Annotated in this window: 17 protein-coding genes; 5 read left to right on the forward strand and 12 right to left on the reverse strand. The window is 64.8% G+C overall.

The features are described 5' to 3' along the window. Positions 1-103: 103 nt before the first annotated feature. Positions 104-1,195 carry an enolase C-terminal domain-like protein gene (locus CO669_RS01425; RefSeq protein ID WP_097657415.1) on the reverse strand — a complete coding sequence of 364 codons (1,092 nt, stop codon included), beginning with the start codon at positions 1,193-1,195 and terminating at the stop codon, positions 104-106. Positions 1,196-1,384: 189 nt separating this feature from the next. On the opposite strand from CO669_RS01425, the gene CO669_RS01430 reads away from it, so the two are divergent. Further along, complete coding sequence (locus CO669_RS01430) at positions 1,385-2,947, forward strand: adenylate/guanylate cyclase domain-containing protein (RefSeq protein ID WP_097657416.1); 1,563 nt, start codon at positions 1,385-1,387, stop codon at positions 2,945-2,947. A gap of 37 nt (positions 2,948-2,984) precedes the next feature. Here CO669_RS01430 and CO669_RS01435 read toward each other — a convergent pair whose 3' ends face one another. Together CO669_RS01435 and CO669_RS01440 are read right to left on the reverse strand one after the other, a co-directional pair. After that, positions 2,985-4,208: an ABC transporter substrate-binding protein gene (locus CO669_RS01435; RefSeq protein WP_097657911.1), complete on the reverse strand. Its 1,224-nt coding sequence runs from the start codon at positions 4,206-4,208 to the stop codon at positions 2,985-2,987. 129 nt (positions 4,209-4,337) lie between these two features. Continuing rightward, positions 4,338-5,306, reverse strand: coding sequence for an AraC family transcriptional regulator (locus CO669_RS01440; RefSeq protein ID WP_245444129.1), 969 nt, complete (start codon positions 5,304-5,306; stop codon positions 4,338-4,340). A gap of 246 nt (positions 5,307-5,552) precedes the next feature. Between CO669_RS01440 and CO669_RS01445 the strand changes: the two genes are divergently transcribed. Continuing rightward, on the forward strand, positions 5,553-6,701 hold the full coding sequence (locus CO669_RS01445; protein ID WP_245444131.1) for a DUF3047 domain-containing protein: 1,149 nt from the start codon (positions 5,553-5,555) through the stop codon (positions 6,699-6,701). A gap of 24 nt (positions 6,702-6,725) precedes the next feature. On the opposite strand, the gene CO669_RS01450 is transcribed toward CO669_RS01445, so the two are convergent. Then, positions 6,726-7,655 carry an alpha/beta hydrolase gene (locus CO669_RS01450; RefSeq protein ID WP_097657419.1) on the reverse strand — a complete coding sequence of 310 codons (930 nt, stop codon included), beginning with the start codon at positions 7,653-7,655 and terminating at the stop codon, positions 6,726-6,728. Positions 7,656-8,066: 411 nt separating this feature from the next. On the opposite strand from CO669_RS01450, the gene CO669_RS34860 reads away from it, so the two are divergent. Beyond that, positions 8,067-8,390: a hypothetical protein gene (locus tag CO669_RS34860; RefSeq protein ID WP_143278599.1), complete on the forward strand. Its 324-nt coding sequence runs from the start codon at positions 8,067-8,069 to the stop codon at positions 8,388-8,390. A gap of 161 nt (positions 8,391-8,551) precedes the next feature. Here the strand turns inward: CO669_RS34860 and CO669_RS01460 are convergent, their stop codons facing one another. Beyond that, positions 8,552-8,971, reverse strand: a complete 420-nt coding sequence (locus CO669_RS01460; protein WP_097657421.1) for a DUF3606 domain-containing protein — start codon at positions 8,969-8,971, stop codon at positions 8,552-8,554. 301 nt (positions 8,972-9,272) lie between these two features. Further along, positions 9,273-9,842 carry an alpha-ketoglutarate-dependent dioxygenase AlkB gene (locus tag CO669_RS01465; RefSeq protein ID WP_097657422.1) on the reverse strand — a complete coding sequence of 190 codons (570 nt, stop codon included), beginning with the start codon at positions 9,840-9,842 and terminating at the stop codon, positions 9,273-9,275. A gap of 79 nt (positions 9,843-9,921) precedes the next feature. Between CO669_RS01465 and CO669_RS35815 the strand changes: the two genes are divergently transcribed. Further along, positions 9,922-10,062 (forward strand): hypothetical protein, encoded by a 141-nt coding sequence (locus tag CO669_RS35815; protein ID WP_164718835.1) that lies wholly within the window; start codon positions 9,922-9,924, stop codon positions 10,060-10,062. Here the strand turns inward: CO669_RS35815 and CO669_RS01470 are convergent. From CO669_RS01470 to CO669_RS01480, 3 genes are read right to left on the reverse strand one after another with little or no spacing between them, the layout of a single operon-like run. Beyond that, on the reverse strand, positions 10,059-11,645 hold the full coding sequence (locus CO669_RS01470) for an ATP-binding protein (protein ID WP_097657423.1): 1,587 nt from the start codon (positions 11,643-11,645) through the stop codon (positions 10,059-10,061). The two genes, CO669_RS35815 and CO669_RS01470, sit on opposite strands and share 4 nt — an antisense overlap. Then, entirely contained in the window at positions 11,642-12,346 is a 705-nt protein-coding gene (locus tag CO669_RS01475; protein WP_097657424.1) for a response regulator, read from the reverse strand. The genes CO669_RS01470 and CO669_RS01475 overlap by 4 nt, the downstream gene beginning before the upstream one ends. A 12-nt stretch (positions 12,347-12,358) precedes the next feature. Further along, the gene (locus tag CO669_RS01480) at positions 12,359-13,888 is read right to left on the reverse strand and encodes a DUF4153 domain-containing protein (RefSeq protein WP_097657425.1); all 1,530 of its coding nucleotides are present in this window, start codon (positions 13,886-13,888) and stop codon (positions 12,359-12,361) included. 191 nt (positions 13,889-14,079) lie between these two features. Here CO669_RS01480 and CO669_RS01485 point away from each other — a divergent pair, with 191 nt between their 5' ends. Next, positions 14,080-15,477 (forward strand): glycoside hydrolase family 3 N-terminal domain-containing protein, encoded by a 1,398-nt coding sequence (locus tag CO669_RS01485; protein ID WP_097657426.1) that lies wholly within the window; start codon positions 14,080-14,082, stop codon positions 15,475-15,477. Here the strand turns inward: CO669_RS01485 and CO669_RS01490 are convergent. From CO669_RS01490 to CO669_RS01500, 3 genes are all read right to left on the reverse strand, one after another. After that, complete coding sequence (locus tag CO669_RS01490; RefSeq protein ID WP_097657427.1) at positions 15,416-17,035, reverse strand: ABC transporter substrate-binding protein; 1,620 nt, start codon at positions 17,033-17,035, stop codon at positions 15,416-15,418. The genes CO669_RS01485 and CO669_RS01490 overlap by 62 nt on opposite strands. A gap of 146 nt (positions 17,036-17,181) precedes the next feature. Next, the gene (locus tag CO669_RS01495) at positions 17,182-18,453 is read right to left on the reverse strand and encodes a DUF892 family protein (RefSeq protein ID WP_097657428.1); all 1,272 of its coding nucleotides are present in this window, start codon (positions 18,451-18,453) and stop codon (positions 17,182-17,184) included. Positions 18,454-18,593: 140 nt separating this feature from the next. Then, the gene (locus CO669_RS01500; protein ID WP_097657429.1) at positions 18,594-19,226 is read right to left on the reverse strand and encodes a TetR/AcrR family transcriptional regulator; all 633 of its coding nucleotides are present in this window, start codon (positions 19,224-19,226) and stop codon (positions 18,594-18,596) included. Between the last annotated feature and the right edge of the window lie 9 nt (positions 19,227-19,235).

Consider the following 19,235-nt stretch of genomic DNA (forward strand, 5'->3'; position numbering starts at 1 on the left):
TGAGATTTGGACGAATCGTCATCGCGCTTTAGGTTGTTGTTTGTGCATGATCCTTCCGGAAAACCGCTTCGCACTTTTCCGGATCATGCTTTAGCCGGCAGCTTTATCCGACGAGATATTTGGCAACCGCCGCCTCGTCCCACGCGATGCCGTTGCCGGGCTCCTCGCTCGGCAGCGCGAAGCCGTCCTTGATCTCGAGCCGCGTTGCCAGCACGGCATCCGCCCAGTCGACATATTCCAGCCAGTGCGCCGTCGGCGTCACGCAGAGCAGGTGCGCGCTGACCTCCGAGAACAGATGCGTGGACATCTCGATGCCGGCGGCATGAGCGAGGGCGGCCGCCCGCAGCCAGCCGGTGACGCCGCCGATCCGTTGCACGTCGGGCATGACATAGTCGCAGGCTTCCGCGGAGAGCGCCGCCTGCATCGCGAAGGCGCTGTCGAAATTCTCGCCGATCTGGACCGGCGTGCGCAGCGCGTCCGCGATGCGCGCATTCCCGGCATAGTCGTCGTGCCGGATCGGCTCCTCGACCCAGGTGAGGCCCTCGTCATCGAGCATCTCGCCGCGGCGGATGGCGTCGGTCACCGTCAGCGCCTGGTTGTAGTCGCACATCAGCGTGACCTGGTCGCCGACGGCCCTGCGCACCGCGCGGACGACGGCGAGATCCTCCCGCGCATCGGGGCGGCCGACGCGGATCTTGGCGGCGCCGAATCCCTCGGCCAGCAGCTTGTGCGCCTCGTCGACCGCTGCACCGGCCGGCATGATGCCGAGCCCCTTCGAATTGTAGGCCCTGACCGGCTTCGGCGCGCCGCCGAGCAGCCGCGCCAGCGGCAGGCCCCTGGCCCGGGCCAGCGCGTCCCATGCCGCCATGTCGATGCCGGATTGCGCCAGCCGCTGCAGGCCGGCGAGGCCCAGCAGCGTGAAGCGCTGGCTCAGCTTGCGCTCGATCTCGAACGGCAGCAGCTCGTCGCCGGCAATGAGCTCTGACATTTCCGTGACCATCGCCGCCAGCGGCTTCAAGGCCGACGGCGTGATCGAGAACAGATAGGCGTGCCCGATTGCGCCCTGGTCGGTTTCGCAGTCGATCAGCACCAGCGGCGCCGTCGCCACGGTCCCGGTCGAGGTCTTGAGCGGCAGGTTCATCGGCACGATCACGGGCCGCGCGTTGAGGCGTTTGATGCGGATGGTTTCGGTCATGGCGCAGGCTCCGGATGATCAACGGTGGTTGATGTCGATCTTAGACATTCGTGATGAAACGGAAAGGCGGCTGGTCCGACCACCATAAAATGGGGTTGCGCGAACCGGCGTTTTCTGGGTTCTGTGCCGCCGCATTCCCCCGCAAATTGCAGGCGTTTGCGACAAAATCGCACACGACGGAGCCACAGTGTGAAACCAGAGATCTCCGAAGAGCAGCGCAAGAACGGCATCCTCATCGGCGCCGTGATCGCCTTCCTCCTGCTCGCCCTGCCGGTCGCGGTATGGCTGGACCTGACAGATCTCAGCAAGACGGCGTTGCGCCGGCAGGCGATCGATCTCAATTCGGTGATCTCGAGCGTGCGCAGCTACTACGCCTCCAACGTGGTCGGGCGCGTGCTGGCCAACCCTGACGGGACCACGAAGGTCGTGCACAATTACGAATCGGTTCCCGGCGCGATCCCGATTCCCGCGACGTTGTCGCTGGAGCTCGGCCGGGTGATCGGCGCCCAGCAGGAGAACATCACCTACCGCTTCGTCTCCGACTTCCCGTTCCAGAACCGCGCCCCGCACCAGCTCGACAAGTTCGAGAAGGACGCGCTCGATGCGCTGCGCAGGGATCCCGAGCAGAAGATCGTGGAGACCGAGACATCGCTGTTCAACGACAAGGTCCGTCTGGTCGCGCCCGTCACGATGGGGCCCGCCTGCGTGAGCTGCCACAACAGCCACCCCGAGAGCCCCAAGAAGGACTGGAAGGTCGGCGACGTCAGAGGCATCCAGGAGGTGATCATCGCGCAGCCGATTGCTGCCAACATCTTCTCGTTCAAGTTCCTGCTGGCCTATTTCCTGGTCGCTGCCGGCAGCGGATTGGCGTTTCTGTCGTTGCAGCGCCGGCAGGCCGGCCGCATCAAGTCGATGAACCGAGAGCTGGAATCGGCCAACGACTTCCTCGCGTCGCTCTCGATGAAGATCTCGCGCTACATTCCGCCGCAGGTCTACAAGAGCATCTTCTCCGGCCAGAAGGACGTCACCATCCACACCGAGCGCAAGAAGCTCACGATCTTTTTCTCCGACATCCAGAACTTCACGGCGACCGCCGAACGGCTGCAGCCGGAGCAGTTGACCCAGCTCCTCAACGAATATTTCACGGAGATGTCGGCGATCGCCCACGACTATGGCGGCACCATCGACAAGTTCATCGGCGATGCCATGCTGATCTTCTTCGGCGATCCCGAGACCAAGGGCGATCGCGCCGATGCGCAGGCCTGTCTGCAGATGGCCTGGCGCATGCAGCAGCGGCTAGCCGAGCTCAACGCGAAATGGCGTGCCGCCGGCATCGAGCAGCCGTTCCGCTCGCGCATGGGCATCAATTCCGGCTATTGCAATGTCGGCAATTTCGGCAGCACCGATCGCATGGACTACACCATCATCGGTGCGGAAGCGAACCTCGCCGCGCGCTTGCAGTCGATCGCCGAGCCGGGCGGCATCGTGCTGAGCTACGAGACCTTCGCGCTCGTCAGCGACATCGTCCGCGCCCATGCCCTGCCTGGGATCACGATGAAGGGCATCAGCCGCGAGGTCATTCCCTATTCCGTCGACGCGCTGAACGACGCGGCGACGGAGAGCAGCGGGGTCATCACCGAGCGCGCACCCGGCCTCGAGCTCTACCTCGATCCCGCCGTGGTGAAATCCGGCGACGCCGCCCATGTGCGCGCGCTGCTGGAGAGCGCCCTGGCTTCACTGAAGCCGGTGTGAGGCTTTTCTTACCCTCCAGGGGAGGGGCAGCGTCACCTCACCGCGCCATCCCTTCCGTGAATGCCGTCTCGATCACCTCGCCAAAAGGCTGCCACGACCGCCCGTCGAACTGCACCAGCCGCATCTGCCTGATCGGCAGATAATTGCCGGGCGAGGTGCTCATCCTGATGTCGGGCAACGCGACGGAAGGATTGAAGCTCTTTAGCGAAGCCGCCTGTCGCATGATGTTCTCGCGCGAGACATCGTCGCCGCATTGCTTCAGCACTTGCGTCAGCGCCTCGGCCGCGGCGTAGCCGTAGACCGCGGCGCTGTTGTTGGTGCTTTCGACCTGATGGTACTTGTCCATGAAAGTGAACCACTCCTTCATGGCGGAATCGTCCTTCCATGCCGGATCGCTCGGATCCTTCAGAAAGGCCGCCGAGATCACGCCGGCCGAGTTCTCCAGGCCCGCGGGCGCCATCGCATTGGCGATCGAGGCGGAGGCATCGTTGACGATGAACACCGGATGCCAGTTGAGCGACGCGGCCAGCTTGATCACCTGGGACGCCGTTGACGGCACCCCGAGGAAGACGAAGATGTCGGCGCCGGTGCGCTTGAGGATCGAGACGTGCCCGTCGAGATGGGCGTCGTTGATGTCGAAGGCGATGTCGACGAGGACATGACGGTTCAGATCGCCCAACCCTTCCTGGATGCCCTTGTAGAGCATGCGGCCGAACTGGTCGTTCTGCCAGAGCACGACGATTTTCTTCCGGGGATAGTAGGCCTGGATGTAGTTGGCGTAGATACGCCCCTCCGATCGGAACGACGGCTGCCATCCCATGGTCCAGGGAAACTTCTCGGCCCGGCTCAGTTCCTCGTCGCCGGAGGCAACGAACAGCTGCGGGATCCTCTTCTCGTTCAGGTACCAGCGCGTGGCGAGATTGCCGGGCGTGCCGAACGACCCGAACATCAGGTGCACGTCGTCCTTCTCGACCAGATTGCGCGTCAGCTCCAGCGCCGTCGCCGGATCGGAATTGTCGTCGCGCGTGATGAAGCGGATCTTGCGGCCGTTGATGCCGCCGCGCGCGTTGATCATGTCGAAATAGGCCGCCTCCGCCTGACCGATCGCGCCGAATTCCGACAGCGGTCCCGAATACGGCATGACATTGCCGATGCGGATTTCCTTGTCGCCTGCCGGTTGTTCGGCGTGTTGCTGGGACATCGCCCCAAGCGAGGCCAGTGCTGCGATCAGGACGAATAGCAATCTGCCGGTGACGTGCATGCGCGACACCCTGTCGTTGGCCCCCAACGAGGTCGGCTCAGTCCACTCCAAGGCGAGTTGATCTAGGTCAAGCGTTTGGCAAAGCTGTGGCCGGCTGCGCGTGAAACGGAAGGTGTGCTGACGCTTCGCTTACGGCCGCCTGTGCGCTTCGCGCAGCCGCCGCCAGCGTGTGGGAGCAATGCCGCTCCAGCGTTCGAAGGCCCGGCTGAAATGAGCGGGGTCGTCATAGCCGAGCGTGGAGGCAATGTCGCCGATCGACCGGTCCGTCTGGCACAACAGCCGCACCGCCCGGCGCTGCAGCGCGTTTCGCAACAGGTCGCTGTAGCTGAGGCCGGCGTCGCCGAGCCTGCGCTGCAATGTTCGTCTTGCGAGCCCCGCCCGGCCTCCGATGCGTGAAAGGGTCGGACGCCGATCGAGCAGCTCCAACTCGATCAGGACGGACAGACGGCCCGGCAGGTCCTCCGGATCCGGCAGGTCGAAAATGCGCCCGAGCTCGCTCGCGCTCAGCCCGTCGTCTTGTTCGAGGTCCGGATTGACCGATGTCAGCAGGCGGCGGTCGAACACGATCGCACTGGCGCCGTTGCCGATCGCCGCGTCCGTGCCCATCAATTCGCCCACCGGACATCGCAGCCGGTTTGGGAGGTTCGCCAGGATGATCCGGTTCGGCAGCCAGCGGGCGCCGGCAAAATGCCTGACGACGGCGATCATGTACCAGATCGCGAGCATCTCGCTCTGCTGCCGCCCGTCGCGCGCAGGGTCGGCCAGTTCGTAGGACCAGTGAATGTCGCTGCCGTCACGCCGCACCACCAGCTGCGTGGCGTTCTGCAGCATGTGCGGCAGGCTCGCCCCGGCGCGCTGGATCGCTTCGAGCAAGGTCGGGGCCTGGGTCACCCATCGGCCAAAGACACCGAGGCCTGCCATCGACGTCTGGCGGCCGAGCCGGGCCGCGAAGATGTCGTCGTGCAATTCCCGCGAGGTCACCATCAACAGCCGGAAGTGATCGCGCAGCGGCAGCAGCGTGTCCGGCGATTCCAGCAAGGCGAGCGGAAGATCGGCGCGGCGAAACACCCGCTCGATCGATCCGCCGGCCGCGGTCACGACCCCCGCGATCGGACCGAGCGTGCTCGCGCGTGTGTATCCGGTCTGCTGCATCTGCCCTCGCGCGCCAAACCGGCGGCCACGTCGGCACGTCATGGCAGGCTGAATTCGGCACGAAAGCATAGCATCCCAATTCCCGGGGAATACGGCCGAACGCCCGAATCGCGCCGGGGCAGGGAGGAATGCATGTGCTTTGCTTGTCTTGGCTTCTCGTCTCCGGCCGGGAAGATTTCCCGGCGCGATGTCATGCTGCGCGCATCGGCGCTCGGCCTGGTGCTGCCGCTTGCCGCGCCTGCATTGCAGACGGCGCACGCGGCGGAGCAGAGCGCGCCGGCGGATCCGGTGGGCGGCATCAAGGACATCATCGCGAAGGCGAATTCACCGGAGCTGGTTGCCACCAAGACGTTCGAGATCAACGGCGCCGATCTGCCCTGGACCGATCTCGGTCTCGATGCGACGCGAGGGCAGCAGGTGACCTTCCTGTTGGGCGGTCGGATGTGGCTGTCGCGCGATCACGATCTCTGGTTCGGACCCGGTCTTGTCTTCCATGCGCGCACGCGCGGGCAGCGGCCGATCTACAATCCGATGCTCGATACGGGAACCATGATTGCCTCGCACGACGGACGCATCGAGGTCGCGCGTTCGGCGGCGGAATGGGCCAACGAGGATGGGGCGCTCGCTACGCCCGAAGACATCTACAAGAAGGCGGATGTGAAGATCTCGGGGATTGCGCTGCTGTGGCGCGGGGATGCCGCGGCGGGCGTCACGAGTCTGCTGGCGCATGGCGACGTCGGCGGTCTGCTCAAATCCGAGCTCGCGCGTCTCGCGCGCGGCGGCAAGCTGCCGGCGGGCTGGTCGAACCTGCTCGGCTTTGGCGGCGGGCAGGAGGTCTTCAGCCAGGGGACCGGCGGCGAGATCGTCTGCGACATCACGGGCCGTGTCAGCATCATCGAGCGGCCGCTGCCGCTTGCCTTGGCCTCCCGTCCGCGCCTCGCATGGCGCTGGAAGATCGATCAATTGCCGTCCGTCGTCGCGGAGGATCAGGCGGCGACCCACGACTATCTCTCGATCGGCGTGAAGTTCGACGACGGGCAGGATCTGACCTATGTCTGGAGCGAATATTTGCCGGAAGGCAAAGTCTTCCGGTGCCCGCTGCCCGGCTGGAATGCGATCGAGACACATATGATCGTCCGTTCGGGTAAGGCCGGCCTCGGCAGCTGGCAGGCCGGGCTGCGCGACGTCGCCGCGGACTACGCGGCCCATATCGGCGGATCGGCGACGGCGATCTCGAAAATCTGGCTGCTTGCCGTGGCCCCGTTCCAGCGCCGCCACGGTGCCTGTCGCTACGCCGACATCACGGTCACCACCGCCGACAATGCCGTGCACAAGGTCTAGCGCGCCGCACGGGCCAACGCCCCGCTACGGCAACCCCCGTGCCTCGAGCTGATGCACCAGCAGCAGGGTCGGTTCGGCGAGGCTGTCGCCGGAACCGTCGAGGCCGAAGGCGTTGGCAAGGCCGTCGCGGCTGCGCAGCAGGGTGCTGCGCGGACAGTGGCCGGCGCCGCAGAGCGTCTTCTTCAAGGTTTCGCCCTGCGCGACGATGCCGGCGGAATCGTCTGCAGCCCAGGCCAGCACGATCGGCACATCGACGTTGAGGATGCCAGGGAAGACCGAGCGCTTGTTGTACTGGCCGGCGTCGCTGCCGAGATAGGCCTTTTCGCTGTCGCTCGCGTCCTTGCCGGCGCGGTAGATGCCGGACACCAGCACGACAGCGGCGACATCGGCGCGATCGGTCTGCAGCTCGGGATGCGCCAGCAGGGTCGCGACATGGAAGGCGCCGGCACCGTAGCCGACCGCGACGATCTCGCGGGCATCGCCGTTGAACAGGTCGATATTGCCGTGAACCCAGGATAGTGCCGCCGCCACGTCGGTTGCCCCCATCGGCCAGGTCGCCGCGGGAGCCAGGCGATAATTGATGCGTACGCCGATCATTTCGTTGCGCGCCGCAAAGCACATCGCCTGATCCTGGATCTGGCGCGACAGCTCGGGCGCGGCGCGGTCGCCGGTGAAGGTGTCGCCGGTCACGAACAGCAGCACCGGCCGCGGCGTATCCGCCTTGGTCTCGCTGGTGGCGACGTCGAGCACATTTGCCTCGCTGTCGCCGTAGCGAAGGCCGCGCGAGAAGGTGACCTGCTCGCACAGCCGAGCGGTGCCGCCGGCGGTGGTGTCGGAATCGGTGAGGCCCACTCGCAGGACATCGGACGGCATCGACAGCCGGGCCGGCAAGGGTCCGCGAGCGGAGGCGGCCGTCACGGTGAGGACCAGGAGAATTGCGAGGTAATTCTTCATCTTGCTGCTAGCCTTGCGCCCTCATATTGGCTGGCACGTTTGGCGTGTCTTTCCAATTCGCCTTCATAGTTGGGTCGGCTTGAGGCAATTTCGCGGCGTCCCCTCCACCTTACCACGTGGTCCGGACGCCCGCCCGACATGTAACGCGGCTGCGGCGCTCTTGCGCCTGGGCTCAATCGATCGTGCCGTTCAGCGGCGGGCACGCCCGCCAACGTCCAGGCGATTGCCGATTTTCGATAGTGATCTTAGCGCTGCTTTAGAGAAGCGCCCCGCGTTACCGTCAAACGTCAGTGTCCGCTTAATCCGCGTGACAGAATCCGGCCAGAGTGTCGTGGATCGGTCAAACACACTGATAACGCGACTCGGATAATAGCGTCCCTGTCGGCGGATCTTCCGCTACGGGAATGCAGCATGACGAATGTCCTTGAGTTTGACGCGGGGCCTGGCGCCACGGAATCTCGGAAAGAAGCCGGCCAGTCCTCCACCCATCTCACCGCCGCACTATGCGCGAGCGCGCGGGACGCGCTCAATCTGCTGACCGGTCAGTTTGAACTCGCCATCCAGCACGCGCGCGTCATCGAACCGCGAATTGACGATCCCAAGATGCGCCAGCTGTTCGCCGAGCGGATCGAACTCACCCAGCGCCTTCTGGACATCGCGCAGCTGAAATTGCTGCTTCTCAAGTTCGGTTCGCCTGCCGATCATGGTCGACGACCGTCTTCGCCCGAGAGATGACGATGCGAGCCTCGGCGCAGTCGCCCGAGAGCAATCGGCCCAGGACGGAAGTCGGCAAGGTCCTTTCGAATATCCGCGCGGCGTGAATGGCGAGGGGCTGCGGCGCGCATATCGCCGCGGCCGCTGCGTGTGCCAGAGGGAAGCCGCCGGGAGCGAGCTCCTCAGGCGGCCTTCTTGCGCTTGGCGGCCTTCTTCACCGTCTTCTTGGCGGTCTTCTTCTTGACGGTCTTCTTCTTCGCGGCCTTCTGGGCGGCGAGATAGGCTTCGACCTTCTTGGAGGAATGGCCGGCCACCCCGACCACCAGCTTCAGCCTTGCCGGGGTGATCTTGAACTTCTTTGACCAGTAGCGGACCTCGTAGGGTTCGCTCAGCGCGATCCGGCTCTTGTCGGCGGCGCGGTGCTTCTGGAGCTGAATATATTCCCCGACCTTCCTGGCGGAACGGCCGACCTTCTTGACGGCGTATTTCAGCTTGGCCGGCGTCACCTTGAACTTCTTCGACCAGTAGGCGACTTCGTATTTTTCGGTGAGCGCGATCAGCGCCCGATCGGCTCCGCCCCGCTTTGCCTTGCTGTCGGCCATGCTTTCCTCCTGCCGTGGAATGGGTCCACTCTAAAGCATGATCCGGAAAAGTGCGAAGCGGTTTTCCGGAAAGATCATGCGCAAACAACAACCTAAAGCGCGATGATGGTTCATCCAGATCTCATCGCGCTTTAGCATGCAACCGGATTCGGAAGGCAAGGCGCGAGCCGTGCGCCGGCTGCGCCGGACGGCCGTTTTGCACCGATGAGTCAAACCGTTGCGTGTCGCGGCCTCGTCTCATGCCGGAGGGCGGCTTCTACTGTGCATGGGGTTGTTTTCGCAGTTTTGGTTTGGAGGGCTGTCACACCGGCTTCATCGTCCGGAACGTGATGGAGTAACGGCGTGACTCGACCGGCGGGATGCTGTGCTCCCATTGCGAGCGTGCCTCGCCCTCCATCATGTAGAGCGAGCGAGGCTGTGCCTCGAGCGTGTGGCGCTGCCATTTGTCGCCGCTGCGGCGGCGGAAGCGGAACTTGCAGGCCGAGCCGAGCGACAGGCCGAGGATCTCCCGGAAATGCGGCTTGTCGCGGTGCCAGCCGATGCCGACGCCAACCTCATATTCGGTGCAGAGCACCTGCCGGACGCTTCCCTCCGGCAGGCCGGCCCATGCCTCGGCCCGACGCGCGATCGGCGCGAGCCAGTCCGGCATCGGCTCGGCATCGGTCAGCCGCTGCAGTGTGTAGTCATAGCGGTAGCCGAAGGAGGCCACCCGGCGGTTGCCCTCGAACGCCCCGAACTGGAAACGCTGCAGCGGCAATGCTGCGATGCGGCCGATCAGCGCCTGCTCGGTGGCAGGCTCGATGAAATTATCCGTGTAGCGAAGGCCGGTCGGACCGGCCTCCGGTTCGGCGAACAAGCCAAGCTGCGTCATTGCTCGCATTTCCGTGATGGAACCTATTGGCGGCTGATGCGACTTACATATGACGCGGGGAGTAACGTGCGAGGCTGTCATGGCACAGAAGCATACCGCCGATCCGGCAGAGATCATGCGGGCGACCGGTCATCCTGAGCTGGAATACGCCGCCGGCTGGACCATTGCCGGCCTGGTCACCATCGGCACCATCGTCGCCGCCTGGGTATTTGCCATCTAGGCTGCGGGAAACCGAAGCTCGAAGGCCGCGCCCGCGTCGGTCGGCTTGAGCATGATCGAGCCGCCATGGCTTGCCATCACCGCGCGCGCGATCGCCAGTCCCATCCCGGTGCCGCCCTGGTCGCGGCGCGTGGTGAAGAACGCATCGAAGATCCTGTCGCGGTTCGGCGCCGAGATCGGCTCGCCGTCATTGCTCACCGTCAGACGCAAGGTCGTGCGTTCGAAGGTCGCCTCAAGCCTGATCGTCCCAGCCTTGTGCCGCACCGCGTTGTCGGCGAGATGCGACAGCACGATCAGCGCTTTCTCGCCGGACATGCCGATCGGTCGATCCAGGCTGCCGCTGGCCGCGATATCGCTTGCGGGAAACCGGCTCCTGAGCTCGGTGATCACGGGGGCCAGCTCCGTGCGCTCGTTCTGCGGCAGGCTTTCGGCGCGTGCCAGCTCGCGCAGCCGCTGCGCCATCGCTTCCAGCCGCCTGGTGTCGGACAGGATGTTGGCGATGAACGTCTTCTGTTCCGCCGGCGTCAGGCCTTCGGCCTTGCCCTGATAGGAATCCTGCAGCAGCTCGGCGGCGCCCATGATCGAGGTCAGCGGCGACTTGAGCTCGTGGGTGAGGTGGGCCGAGAACGTCGCGATATAGTCCGAGCGCCGCGCCAGTTGCTCGGCCATGCCGAGGAAGCTGTGCGAGAGCTGGGCGAATTCGCGCGTGCCGTAATGCCGGAGCGGCTGGAACGCCTCGCGGTCGCCGCGGCCGATTCTGGCGGCACGATCGATCAGCTCGCGCATCGGCAGGGTGATGGTGCGGGAGAACACGAGGCCGATGGCGACGGTGCCGAGGATCACGGCGAGCCCGGCCAGCACGAACTTGGCCCGCTCCTGGTAGAGATGGTCGAAGATGTTGCTCGGCGTCCGCGTCGTGTAGATCACGCCGGCCACGCGGTTGTTGACGATGACGGGCATGGCCGAGAACACGTGCACGCCGAGGCCGCGGCTAAAGGAATAGATCGGCGGCGGCGGCTTGTCCGGCACGCGGTTGCGCAAGGTGGCGCGGTACTGCCCGTGCAGCGCGTCCGCGACCTCATCGATATGGGCGAGCGACTGCCCGACCTCCTGCCGTCCGGCAATGACGACGCCCTGCGGGTCGAGGATGCGAAAGCCCGCCAGAGTCACCTTCTGGGTCTCGCGGATGATCGGCGTCAGCCTTGCGCCGATCTCGACATAGGTCGCCTGCGCCGGCTGGGCCGCGGCCTGCGCATCGGGCCGCCGCCGCAAGAGATCGTTGGCGGTGAGATCGAGCGCCGGGCGGATCGGCGTGACCTGGTCGCCGGGATCGGGCAGCACGTTCGGCGGCACCTCGGCCCCGAGCGTCAGCCCGCTGTCGAGCCGCGCGGTGACTTCCTGCGCATAGATTGTCGCCAGCACGCGGCTCTGCGCGATCAGCTCGGCCTGGGTCTGGCGGATCAGCTGGTTGTCGTAGAGGCGGAAGAAGAACAGGCCGACCAGCGGCAGGATCGCGACCGTCGCCAGCACCGTGAAGATCACGAGGGCGAGCGAGGGCCGCCATTTGTCGGGCGCCGCGCTCATGCCTCTTTCTCGCAGCGGCCGAGCTTGAAGCCGACGCCGTGGATGGTCTCGATCACGTTCTCGCAAGCTTGTGCCGCGAGCTTGGCGCGGATGTTGCGGATGTGGCTGTCGATGGTGCGGTCGGAGACCTGGATGTTGAGCTGATAGGCCGCTCGCATCAGCTGCTCGCGATTGAACACCGAGGTCGGCCGGGTCAGGAACGCGCGCAGGATGCCGAACTCGATCGCGGTCAGTTTCAGCGGCGTGCCGGCAAAGGACGCGACGTGCTGCTCGGGATCGATCAGCAGGCCGCCTTGCGCGAGCGTTGCCGGGCCGGCCTTGATCTCGCCATTGCGCGGGCTGAGCCGGCGCAGGATGACGTTGACCCGCGCGACCAGCTCGCGCGGGCTGAACGGCTTCGTCACGTAATCGTCGCCGCCGATCTCGAGGCCGAGGATGCGGTCGATCTCCTCGTCGCGGGCGGACAGGAACAGGATCGGCACGTCGGACGTCTTGCGGACCTCGCGGCAGACGTCGAGACCGTCGAATTCCGGCATGCCGATGTCGAGCACGATCAGGTCGGGCTTGTCGGCGGCAACGCGGAGAAGCGCCTCCTTGCCGTCGCGCGCTTCGATCACGTCCATGCCGGCCTTCTTCAGGGCGACGCGGATGACCTCGCGGATGTGGCCCTCGTCGTCGACGATGAGAATGCGATGCGCCAAGGAACTCTCCGCTCACCCTGCCGGCCGGCTGCCGGACGGATCTCTTGCCTGCGCGTCCAGCCTGCGCTGGAGCCGCCAGCTCCGAAAACTCCAGCTCCGCCAGGCCAGATCCTGATGCTGCTGTTCTACAAGGCGGTCGCGGCGCGACACAAGGCAGTAGCCTCGCGCCGAAAGATCGCTCCCTTTGGCGTTGGCCAGGAGTTCGATCGCCTTGTCGATCGCCGGTAGTGCCTGCGGTCCGAGCGAGAGGAGATAATTGGTGTCGAGCTGCACGCCTTTGCCCGAAGCCTCCTTGCTGTGAGCCACATTATAGTCGGCAATGAAGGCATCGAAGTTCACCAGCGAGCAGCCATAGAGCACGATCGCAAGCACGGTCAGATTGACGCCCACGAGCCATTGGTTGGACCGGCTGAGGGCGATGCGGGTCACGATCAGGACCAGTCCGAGCGCGACCAGCCCCATCCAGATGAAGGCCGCGATGCGCCAGTAGGTCAGCATGTAGACGTCCACATAGAGATCGAGGCGCAGGATCGAGGAGGCGACGAGCAGCACGTTCTGCCCCACCCAGAGATAGACCAGCGGCCGGATCACCGACGACCTCTCCGCCGGCCCGCCCGGGCGCATCGCCACCAGCACGAAGGCCGCGGCGAGCAGGGCGGTCACGATCAGCGGATAGGCGCCGCGATGGGCGTAGCCCGCATAGGTCAGATCGTCGGGCAGCGCCACATGGCCCCAGAGATAGATGCCGTCGAGAACGGACTGCGCCGCAAACAGCAGGTTGAACAGGATCAGCGAGCGCAGGATGGTGGAGGGACCAAGAAACTCCGCCGAAACGAGCGGCGGAAGCGGCGGCGGCAAAGGTCCCTCCGCGATGGCTGTCGTGACGATCGTCCTGCGCCGCCAGCGCACATGGATGAAGGGCCAGACCAGCGCCAGCATCAAGGCCCAGAACAGCACGCGCGGGACGCTGACATATTGGAGGACGAGCTTCGGATTGAGCAGGGATACCCATTGCTCGATCACCGGATTCGCCGCGGCGAACAGCGCGACGAAGACAGCGCTGAGTGCAGCTGGGAGCAGCCATTGTGCGATGCCGCGGGTCAGCGCCGACGCGCTGAACGCCTGGGGCGCATCGAGGAAGAACCTGAAGGGTCCGAGCAGGACGAAATTGCGCAGCGCGCGGACGCGGTCGGCGAGCCCGGTCGCCTCCGCATTGGTCACGAGCAGCAGCGCAATCGCCAGCGACGCTATCAGGATCAGGAACGACAGCGTGTCGAGCTCCTCGATAGCAGGCACGAGACCGGCGACGAGGATGGCCGAGCCGATCATGGCGCGGCGCAAGTCGAGAGCCGCGCGATTGAAGAGCGCCGACACGGCGGCCAGCGCGATCGCAAACAGCGTCAGCGACAGCCCGATCCGCTGTCCGTAGAACAGCCAGTCCGCGAGTGCGGCCAGCACCAGCGCGAGGCCGATCTTGGCGGGGATCGAGGCGTGACCGATCGGCTTTATTTCCCTTGCGATCGTCGAAGCCAGGCTTGTCATATCCGAAAAGACCTTTCGTGATGGGGTGGCATCACGAAGTCTGAACGCTGCTTGTGCAGAAGGCGGGATCGTCGTCTGCAGGGCTTCAGGAGTCTTTTGCAGATTTCGTGCAGGCGCGCGTTTGCCTCTCGCGGAGCGCAAATCGCTTTGATAGGTGCGAAGCATTCGTCCCTCATCGCATCTGGCACATCATGCAATTCCTTCGTCGTATCGGTCTCATCCTGCTCTGGCTGGCCGCGCCGCTCGTCGCTTTCGCGGCCGCAAACAAGAACGATCCCTATCTGGTCCCGTTGCGCGGCGCCGGAAACATCGCGCTTGTCGTCGCAAGCCTTGCGGTCGTCGCGGTCCTGCTGTGGCACGGGCGCTGGCGCAGCATCGCCGGCAAGATGCTCATCGTGCTCTGGTGCCTGCCGCCGGTCCTGATGTCGGCCGCGCATCTCAAGTTCGAGCTCCGCAAGCAAGAGGTCCTGGCCGCCAGTGCCGCCGAGGCGCGCCAGCTCGGGCCTCATTTCATGGTCGGCTATTCCTCCTATTCCGAGGTCGCGCGCCTCGCCGGGCAGGGCTTGATCGGCGGCGTCTACGTGACCCGGCACAACATTCGGGGCCGAGGCGTCGAGGCGCTGCGCGCGGAGCTTGCAGCACTCCAGGACGTCAGGCGCGCCGCCGGCCTGCCGCCGCTGGTCGTCGCCGCCGACCAGGAGGGCGGCATCGTCGGCCATCTCGCACCACCTCTGACGAAAGTGCCGGCCTTGGCGACGCTTGCCGGGCTTGCGCCCGACGACCAGCGGGCGAAGGCGGAGGAGTACGGCCGCATCCACGGAAGCGAGCTCGCGGGGCTCGGCGTCAATCTCAACCTCGCTCCGGTGCTCGACCTCAAGCCGCCGGCGCGGCGCAACCGCCTCGATTTCCACACGCTGATCGGCCGGCGCGCGATCGCCACCGATCCCGCCGTCGTCAGCACGATCGCGAGCGCCTATGTACGCGGTCTGGAGGAGTCGGGCGTCGGCGCGACGCTCAAGCATTTTCCAGGTATCGGCCGCGTCCGCACCGACACGCATCATTTCAGCGCCAATCTCGACACGCCGGTGAGGGAGCTGGAGGTGACCGACTGGCTCCCGTTCCGCGAGGTGCTGTCGCATTCGCGCAGCGCGCTCATGGTGGGGCACGTCACGCTCACTGCCGTCGATCCGGATCGCGCCGCGTCCCATTCGAAACGCGTCGTCGACGGGATCATCCGCGAGAAATGGGGCTATCAGGGCATGGTGATGACCGACGATCTCGTGATGGGTGCGATCTACCAGAACGACGTCTGCAAGGCCGTGGTCGAGGCCATCAATGCCGGTGTCGACATGCTGCTGGTCGCCTATGACGGCGCGCAGTTCTACCGCGTCTTCGCCTGCGCCCTGGAAGGCTCGCGGAAAGGCATGCTGGACGCGGCGATGCTGCATGCGAGCGAGGCGCGGCTCGCGCGAGGCTTTTCGATCGAACAGGTGCGGGCCGCCTCAGGCCCGGTCCACCTCGTCGCCACTAGCCCTTCGCAAATTGACGGTAGTCCGGCTCGCGGTGGAACCAGAACTCGTAGCCGGTGATGCTCTTCTGCATGGCGACGTCGTGGATCGGCTGGTTGAGCGGAACGACAGGTACGTCGCGGATGCAGAGCGCGATGGAATCCTTCACGCACCTGTCGTACTCGGCCGTATCAGCGGTGAAGCGGGCTTTGTCGATCAGCGCGTCCATCTCCTTGTTCTGGTAGGAGGAGATGTTGAAGATCGAATTGTTGCCGTGGAAATTCCAGTAGAAGTAGTATTCGGGATAGTCGAGCCAGCCGCTGAAACGGTTGAGCGCGAGCGGCAGCTCCTTCTTGTTCAACGTCGTGCGCCAATTGGCGCCGGGAATCTTCTCGATAGCGGCCTTGATGCCGATCTTGGCAAGATTCTCCTGGATCAGGATCGCGGTCGGTTCGCCGACGGTCGCCGTGCCCGTGTCGAGCGACAAGGTCGTCTCCAGGCCTGACTCGAAGCCTGCTTCCTTCATCAAGGCCTTGGCCTTGTCCAGGTCGGTGGCATAGGGAAACGGCTGTGGCCAGACCGGCTTTGAGACTTCTGCCGCTCCTCCGTACATCGGAACGGCACGGCCGAAGAACGCGCTGCTCTGGATCTGCTCATATGGCATCGCCCAGGCAACGGCCTGGCGCAGCTTCACATTGTCGAACGGCGGCTTTGCGGTGTTCAGAGCGACGTACCAGAGCGCATTGGGGATCGGGACGCCCGACACCTTGACCTTGCCTTCCCTGATGAGCTGGTCGAAATCGCGCGGCGCAAAGCCGCTCGACAAGTCGGCGTCGCCTCGCTCCAGCATGGCGCGGCGGGTCCCGCCGGAGGGAACGTCGCGTGCGATCACGCGCCTGATTTTCGGCAAGGGTCCGCTCTTCCAGTCATCGAAACGCGCCAGCACGGTCTCGCTGCCGGGCTTCCAGCTCTCGATCCTGTAGGCGCCGCCGCCAGCCTCGTTGTTCCTGAGCCACGTCAATGCCCAGGGGTCGTCAGGATTAGCATTCTTCTTCGCCAGTTCCGAGTTGATGATGAAGGGCACGACCACGGCGACGTTGAACAGCAGCATCTTGTCCTTGCGGACATAGTCGATGCGGAAGGTGTGATCGTCGACGACCACGAACTGTTCGGGCTTTTCCAGCGATCCCGCGGACATCTGGAATGTCGGGAAGCCGCCGACCTTCACCGCGCGGTCGAACGACCATTTGACGTCCTTGGCCGTGACAGGCGTGCCGTCATGGAATTTCGCGTCCTTGCGAAGCCTGAAGGTGCAGGACATGCCGTCGGCCGCAACCTCCCAGCTCTCGGCCAGTTCGGGCGCGAGCTTCTCGCGATCATACGACAGCGTCCCGTCCGGCAGCGTCCTGGAGGCGTAGGAAAGCAGGCGGTCATAGCAATTCCACGAGAGCCCGTTCACGGTCTGGTTGGAGCCGACGCCTTGCATGTCCAGCGAGTTCGGACCCAGCTCCTGCACCACCAGCAGAGTCTCGCTACGTCCCTGCGCCCAAGCAAGCGGCGGAGCAACGGCACTGATGCCGGCGGCACCCACGCCGCCGAGCAGGCTGCGGCGGCTCATATGGAACGGTGAACTGCTCATCGGGCCTCCTGTCCGGCATTATCCGGTATCGAGAGGCAAGGTGTGTGCCAATGGCACGACCGATCGTGCGATATCCATGGCCGGCCGCCCCGCGCGATGGCGCGAGGCGGCTTCGTTCGGTTCGTCTGTGCGTTCGCCGGCTGTTTTTATTCGGCCTGCTCCACTGCGGCAGGCATCTTTGCAACCGACATCAGCGATCGCGCGACCTGATTGAGCAACAGATCGGCGTTCTCTTCCTCGGCGAGGGATTTGGAGAGCAGGGCGACCACCGCGCTATGCCGGAGCTGCTGCGCCAGGTTGCGCGCGGTGGTGTAGCCGGACATCTCGTAATGTTCGACGCGTTGAGCCGCAGAAATCAGCGAGAGGTCGGCGGCCGCGTCTTCCTTGTCCTCGGCTTCCTTCATGACCTCCTGGCCTTCCTCGATGAGGCCCATCATGCCCTTGCAGGGCTTGGCGCGTGCGTTCTCGCCGAGCAGCTCAAAGCATTCGTTGATGCGCTCGACCTGGTTCTCGGTCTCGGCCAGATGCTGCTCGAACAATTCGCGCAGCTGGTCGAAGCGGGCAGCCTGCGCCATCTTGGGAAGCGCCTTGGTCAACTGCTTCTCGGCATGGAGAATGTCGCGCAGCTCGTGAAGCAGAAGCTCGGTCAGGCCGGACTCGTCGACGGGCGACGAACTCTCCGCGACGATCGACGGGGCTGAGCCTGGATCCGAAGACTGGAGGGCAGGCGATTCCGTGAACACCCAGTCCTCACCCTCGTTCCAGGGACCGCGGGTGTCGATTTCGCCGTGGTCGCCGCTGCCGGTGGAGTCGTTGAAGTACTGGTTCACGAGGCCGGGCGTCGGCGCGAGCCTGCCGATGCTGAAGGCCGGCTTCTCCAGGCTTTCGAGCGCCCGCGCAAAAGCCTTCATATGAGTGATCTCCCGCGTCATCAGGAACTGGAGCGCGTCCTTGCTGCCCGAATCGTCGCAGAAATTGATCAGCCGTTCATAGACGATCTTCGCGCGCGCCTCGGCGGCGATGTTGCTGCGGAGGTCGACGTCGAGCTCGCCGGTGATCTTCAGATAGTCGGCGGTCCAGGGATTGCCTTGTGAATTGAACAGATTGACGCCGCCGCCACCGGCGATCGCAATCAGCGGATCGGCCTCTGCCGCCTGGCGGTCGTTCTTTGAAGGCGCAAGATGCATGCGCGCAAGACAACCGACGACTTCGAGATGGCTGAGCTCTTCGGTGCCGATATCCATCAGGAGATCCTTGCGGTCGGGATCCTCGCAATTCAAACCTTGAATCGAATATTGCATGGCAGCCGCGAGTTCCCCATTGGCGCCGCCGAACTGCTCGAGAAGCATATTGCCAAAGCGGGGATCGGGTTCGTCGACACGCACGGTGAACATCAGTTTTTTGACGTGGTGATACATGGGAGGGCTCGCGCTGTTGGGGAGACTATGCGCGTCAACCGGCCCTCGGAACGTTCGTTCCTACTTCGTCGAGATTCAGATCCGGTGCTGCGAAGAAAAAGCGGAGCGCATCTGCACGTTCGTGAATGCCGGCGAGGCCTCTACGGTGCCGCCGCTGCGTGGCTCCGCTCGGCCCGCGCGATAAGCCCGTCGATCATCGCGCGCACGAGGCCTGCGATTTCCTCGCGCAATGCCGGCAGCGGCACCGCGACCAGCTTCTGCTCCAACCCCAGCGCCACCATGCCATGCACCGCGGAGAACAGGCTGCGCGCGGTGATGCCGAGCTCGTCCGCACCTCGCTTCGGAAACAGCGTGGCCAGCGGTACGTAGATGTGCCGGAACAATTGCATCTGGTCGTCGATCGACCAGTCGGGGACGGTCTTGTCGGCCTCCATGCGGTGCTCGAACAACGCGCGCCAGAGCTGGAGATTTTTGGCCGCGAAGTCGCAATAGGCGAGGGCGATCCGGACCAGCGTCTCCTGCGGCGATGGCTCACCCGCGCGTTCTGCCGCGCTCAGCGCCTCGTCGAGGCGGTGCAGCGTGCGCGAGCCTACGCGCAGGATCAGTTCGTCCATATCCTCCACGAGATTATAGACCGCGCCATTGGCGCAGCCGATCTCGCGGGCGAGATCGCGGGTCTTCAGTCCCGACAATCCACGGTCAGCGATCATCCGCTCCGCCGCGAAAATCAGGTCGGATCGAAGTTTCTGTCGTCGTTCCAATGCCTTAGGCATATCTGGCCA

The sequence above is a fragment of the Bradyrhizobium sp. Y36 genome, from assembly GCF_002531575.1.
Taxonomy (GTDB): Bacteria; Pseudomonadota; Alphaproteobacteria; order Rhizobiales; family Xanthobacteraceae; genus Bradyrhizobium.

Bases quoted from the DNA above. Each gene is read 5' to 3' on its own strand.
- CO669_RS01445 (WP_245444131.1), top strand. From the start codon at position 5,553: ATGCTGCGCGCATCGGCGCTCGGCCTGGTGCTGCCGCTTGCCGCGCCT.
- CO669_RS01450 (WP_097657419.1), bottom strand. From the start codon at position 7,655: ATGAAGAATTACCTCGCAATTCTCCTGGTCCTCACCGTGACGGCCGCC.
- CO669_RS01470 (WP_097657423.1), bottom strand. From the start codon at position 11,645: ATGAGCGCGGCGCCCGACAAATGGCGGCCCTCGCTCGCCCTCGTGATC.
- CO669_RS01480 (WP_097657425.1), bottom strand. From the start codon at position 13,888: ATGACAAGCCTGGCTTCGACGATCGCAAGGGAAATAAAGCCGATCGGT.
- CO669_RS35815 (WP_164718835.1), top strand. From the start codon at position 9,922: ATGGCACAGAAGCATACCGCCGATCCGGCAGAGATCATGCGGGCGACC.
- CO669_RS01425 (WP_097657415.1), bottom strand. From the start codon at position 1,195: ATGACCGAAACCATCCGCATCAAACGCCTCAACGCGCGGCCCGTGATC.
- CO669_RS01490 (WP_097657427.1), bottom strand. From the start codon at position 17,035: ATGAGCAGTTCACCGTTCCATATGAGCCGCCGCAGCCTGCTCGGCGGC.
- CO669_RS34860 (WP_143278599.1), top strand. From the start codon at position 8,067: ATGACGAATGTCCTTGAGTTTGACGCGGGGCCTGGCGCCACGGAATCT.
- CO669_RS01485 (WP_097657426.1), top strand. From the start codon at position 14,080: ATGCAATTCCTTCGTCGTATCGGTCTCATCCTGCTCTGGCTGGCCGCG.
- CO669_RS01435 (WP_097657911.1), bottom strand. From the start codon at position 4,208: ATGCACGTCACCGGCAGATTGCTATTCGTCCTGATCGCAGCACTGGCC.
- CO669_RS01465 (WP_097657422.1), bottom strand. From the start codon at position 9,842: ATGACGCAGCTTGGCTTGTTCGCCGAACCGGAGGCCGGTCCGACCGGC.
- CO669_RS01500 (WP_097657429.1), bottom strand. From the start codon at position 19,226: ATGCCTAAGGCATTGGAACGACGACAGAAACTTCGATCCGACCTGATT.
- CO669_RS01460 (WP_097657421.1), bottom strand. From the start codon at position 8,971: ATGGCCGACAGCAAGGCAAAGCGGGGCGGAGCCGATCGGGCGCTGATC.
- CO669_RS01495 (WP_097657428.1), bottom strand. From the start codon at position 18,453: ATGTATCACCACGTCAAAAAACTGATGTTCACCGTGCGTGTCGACGAA.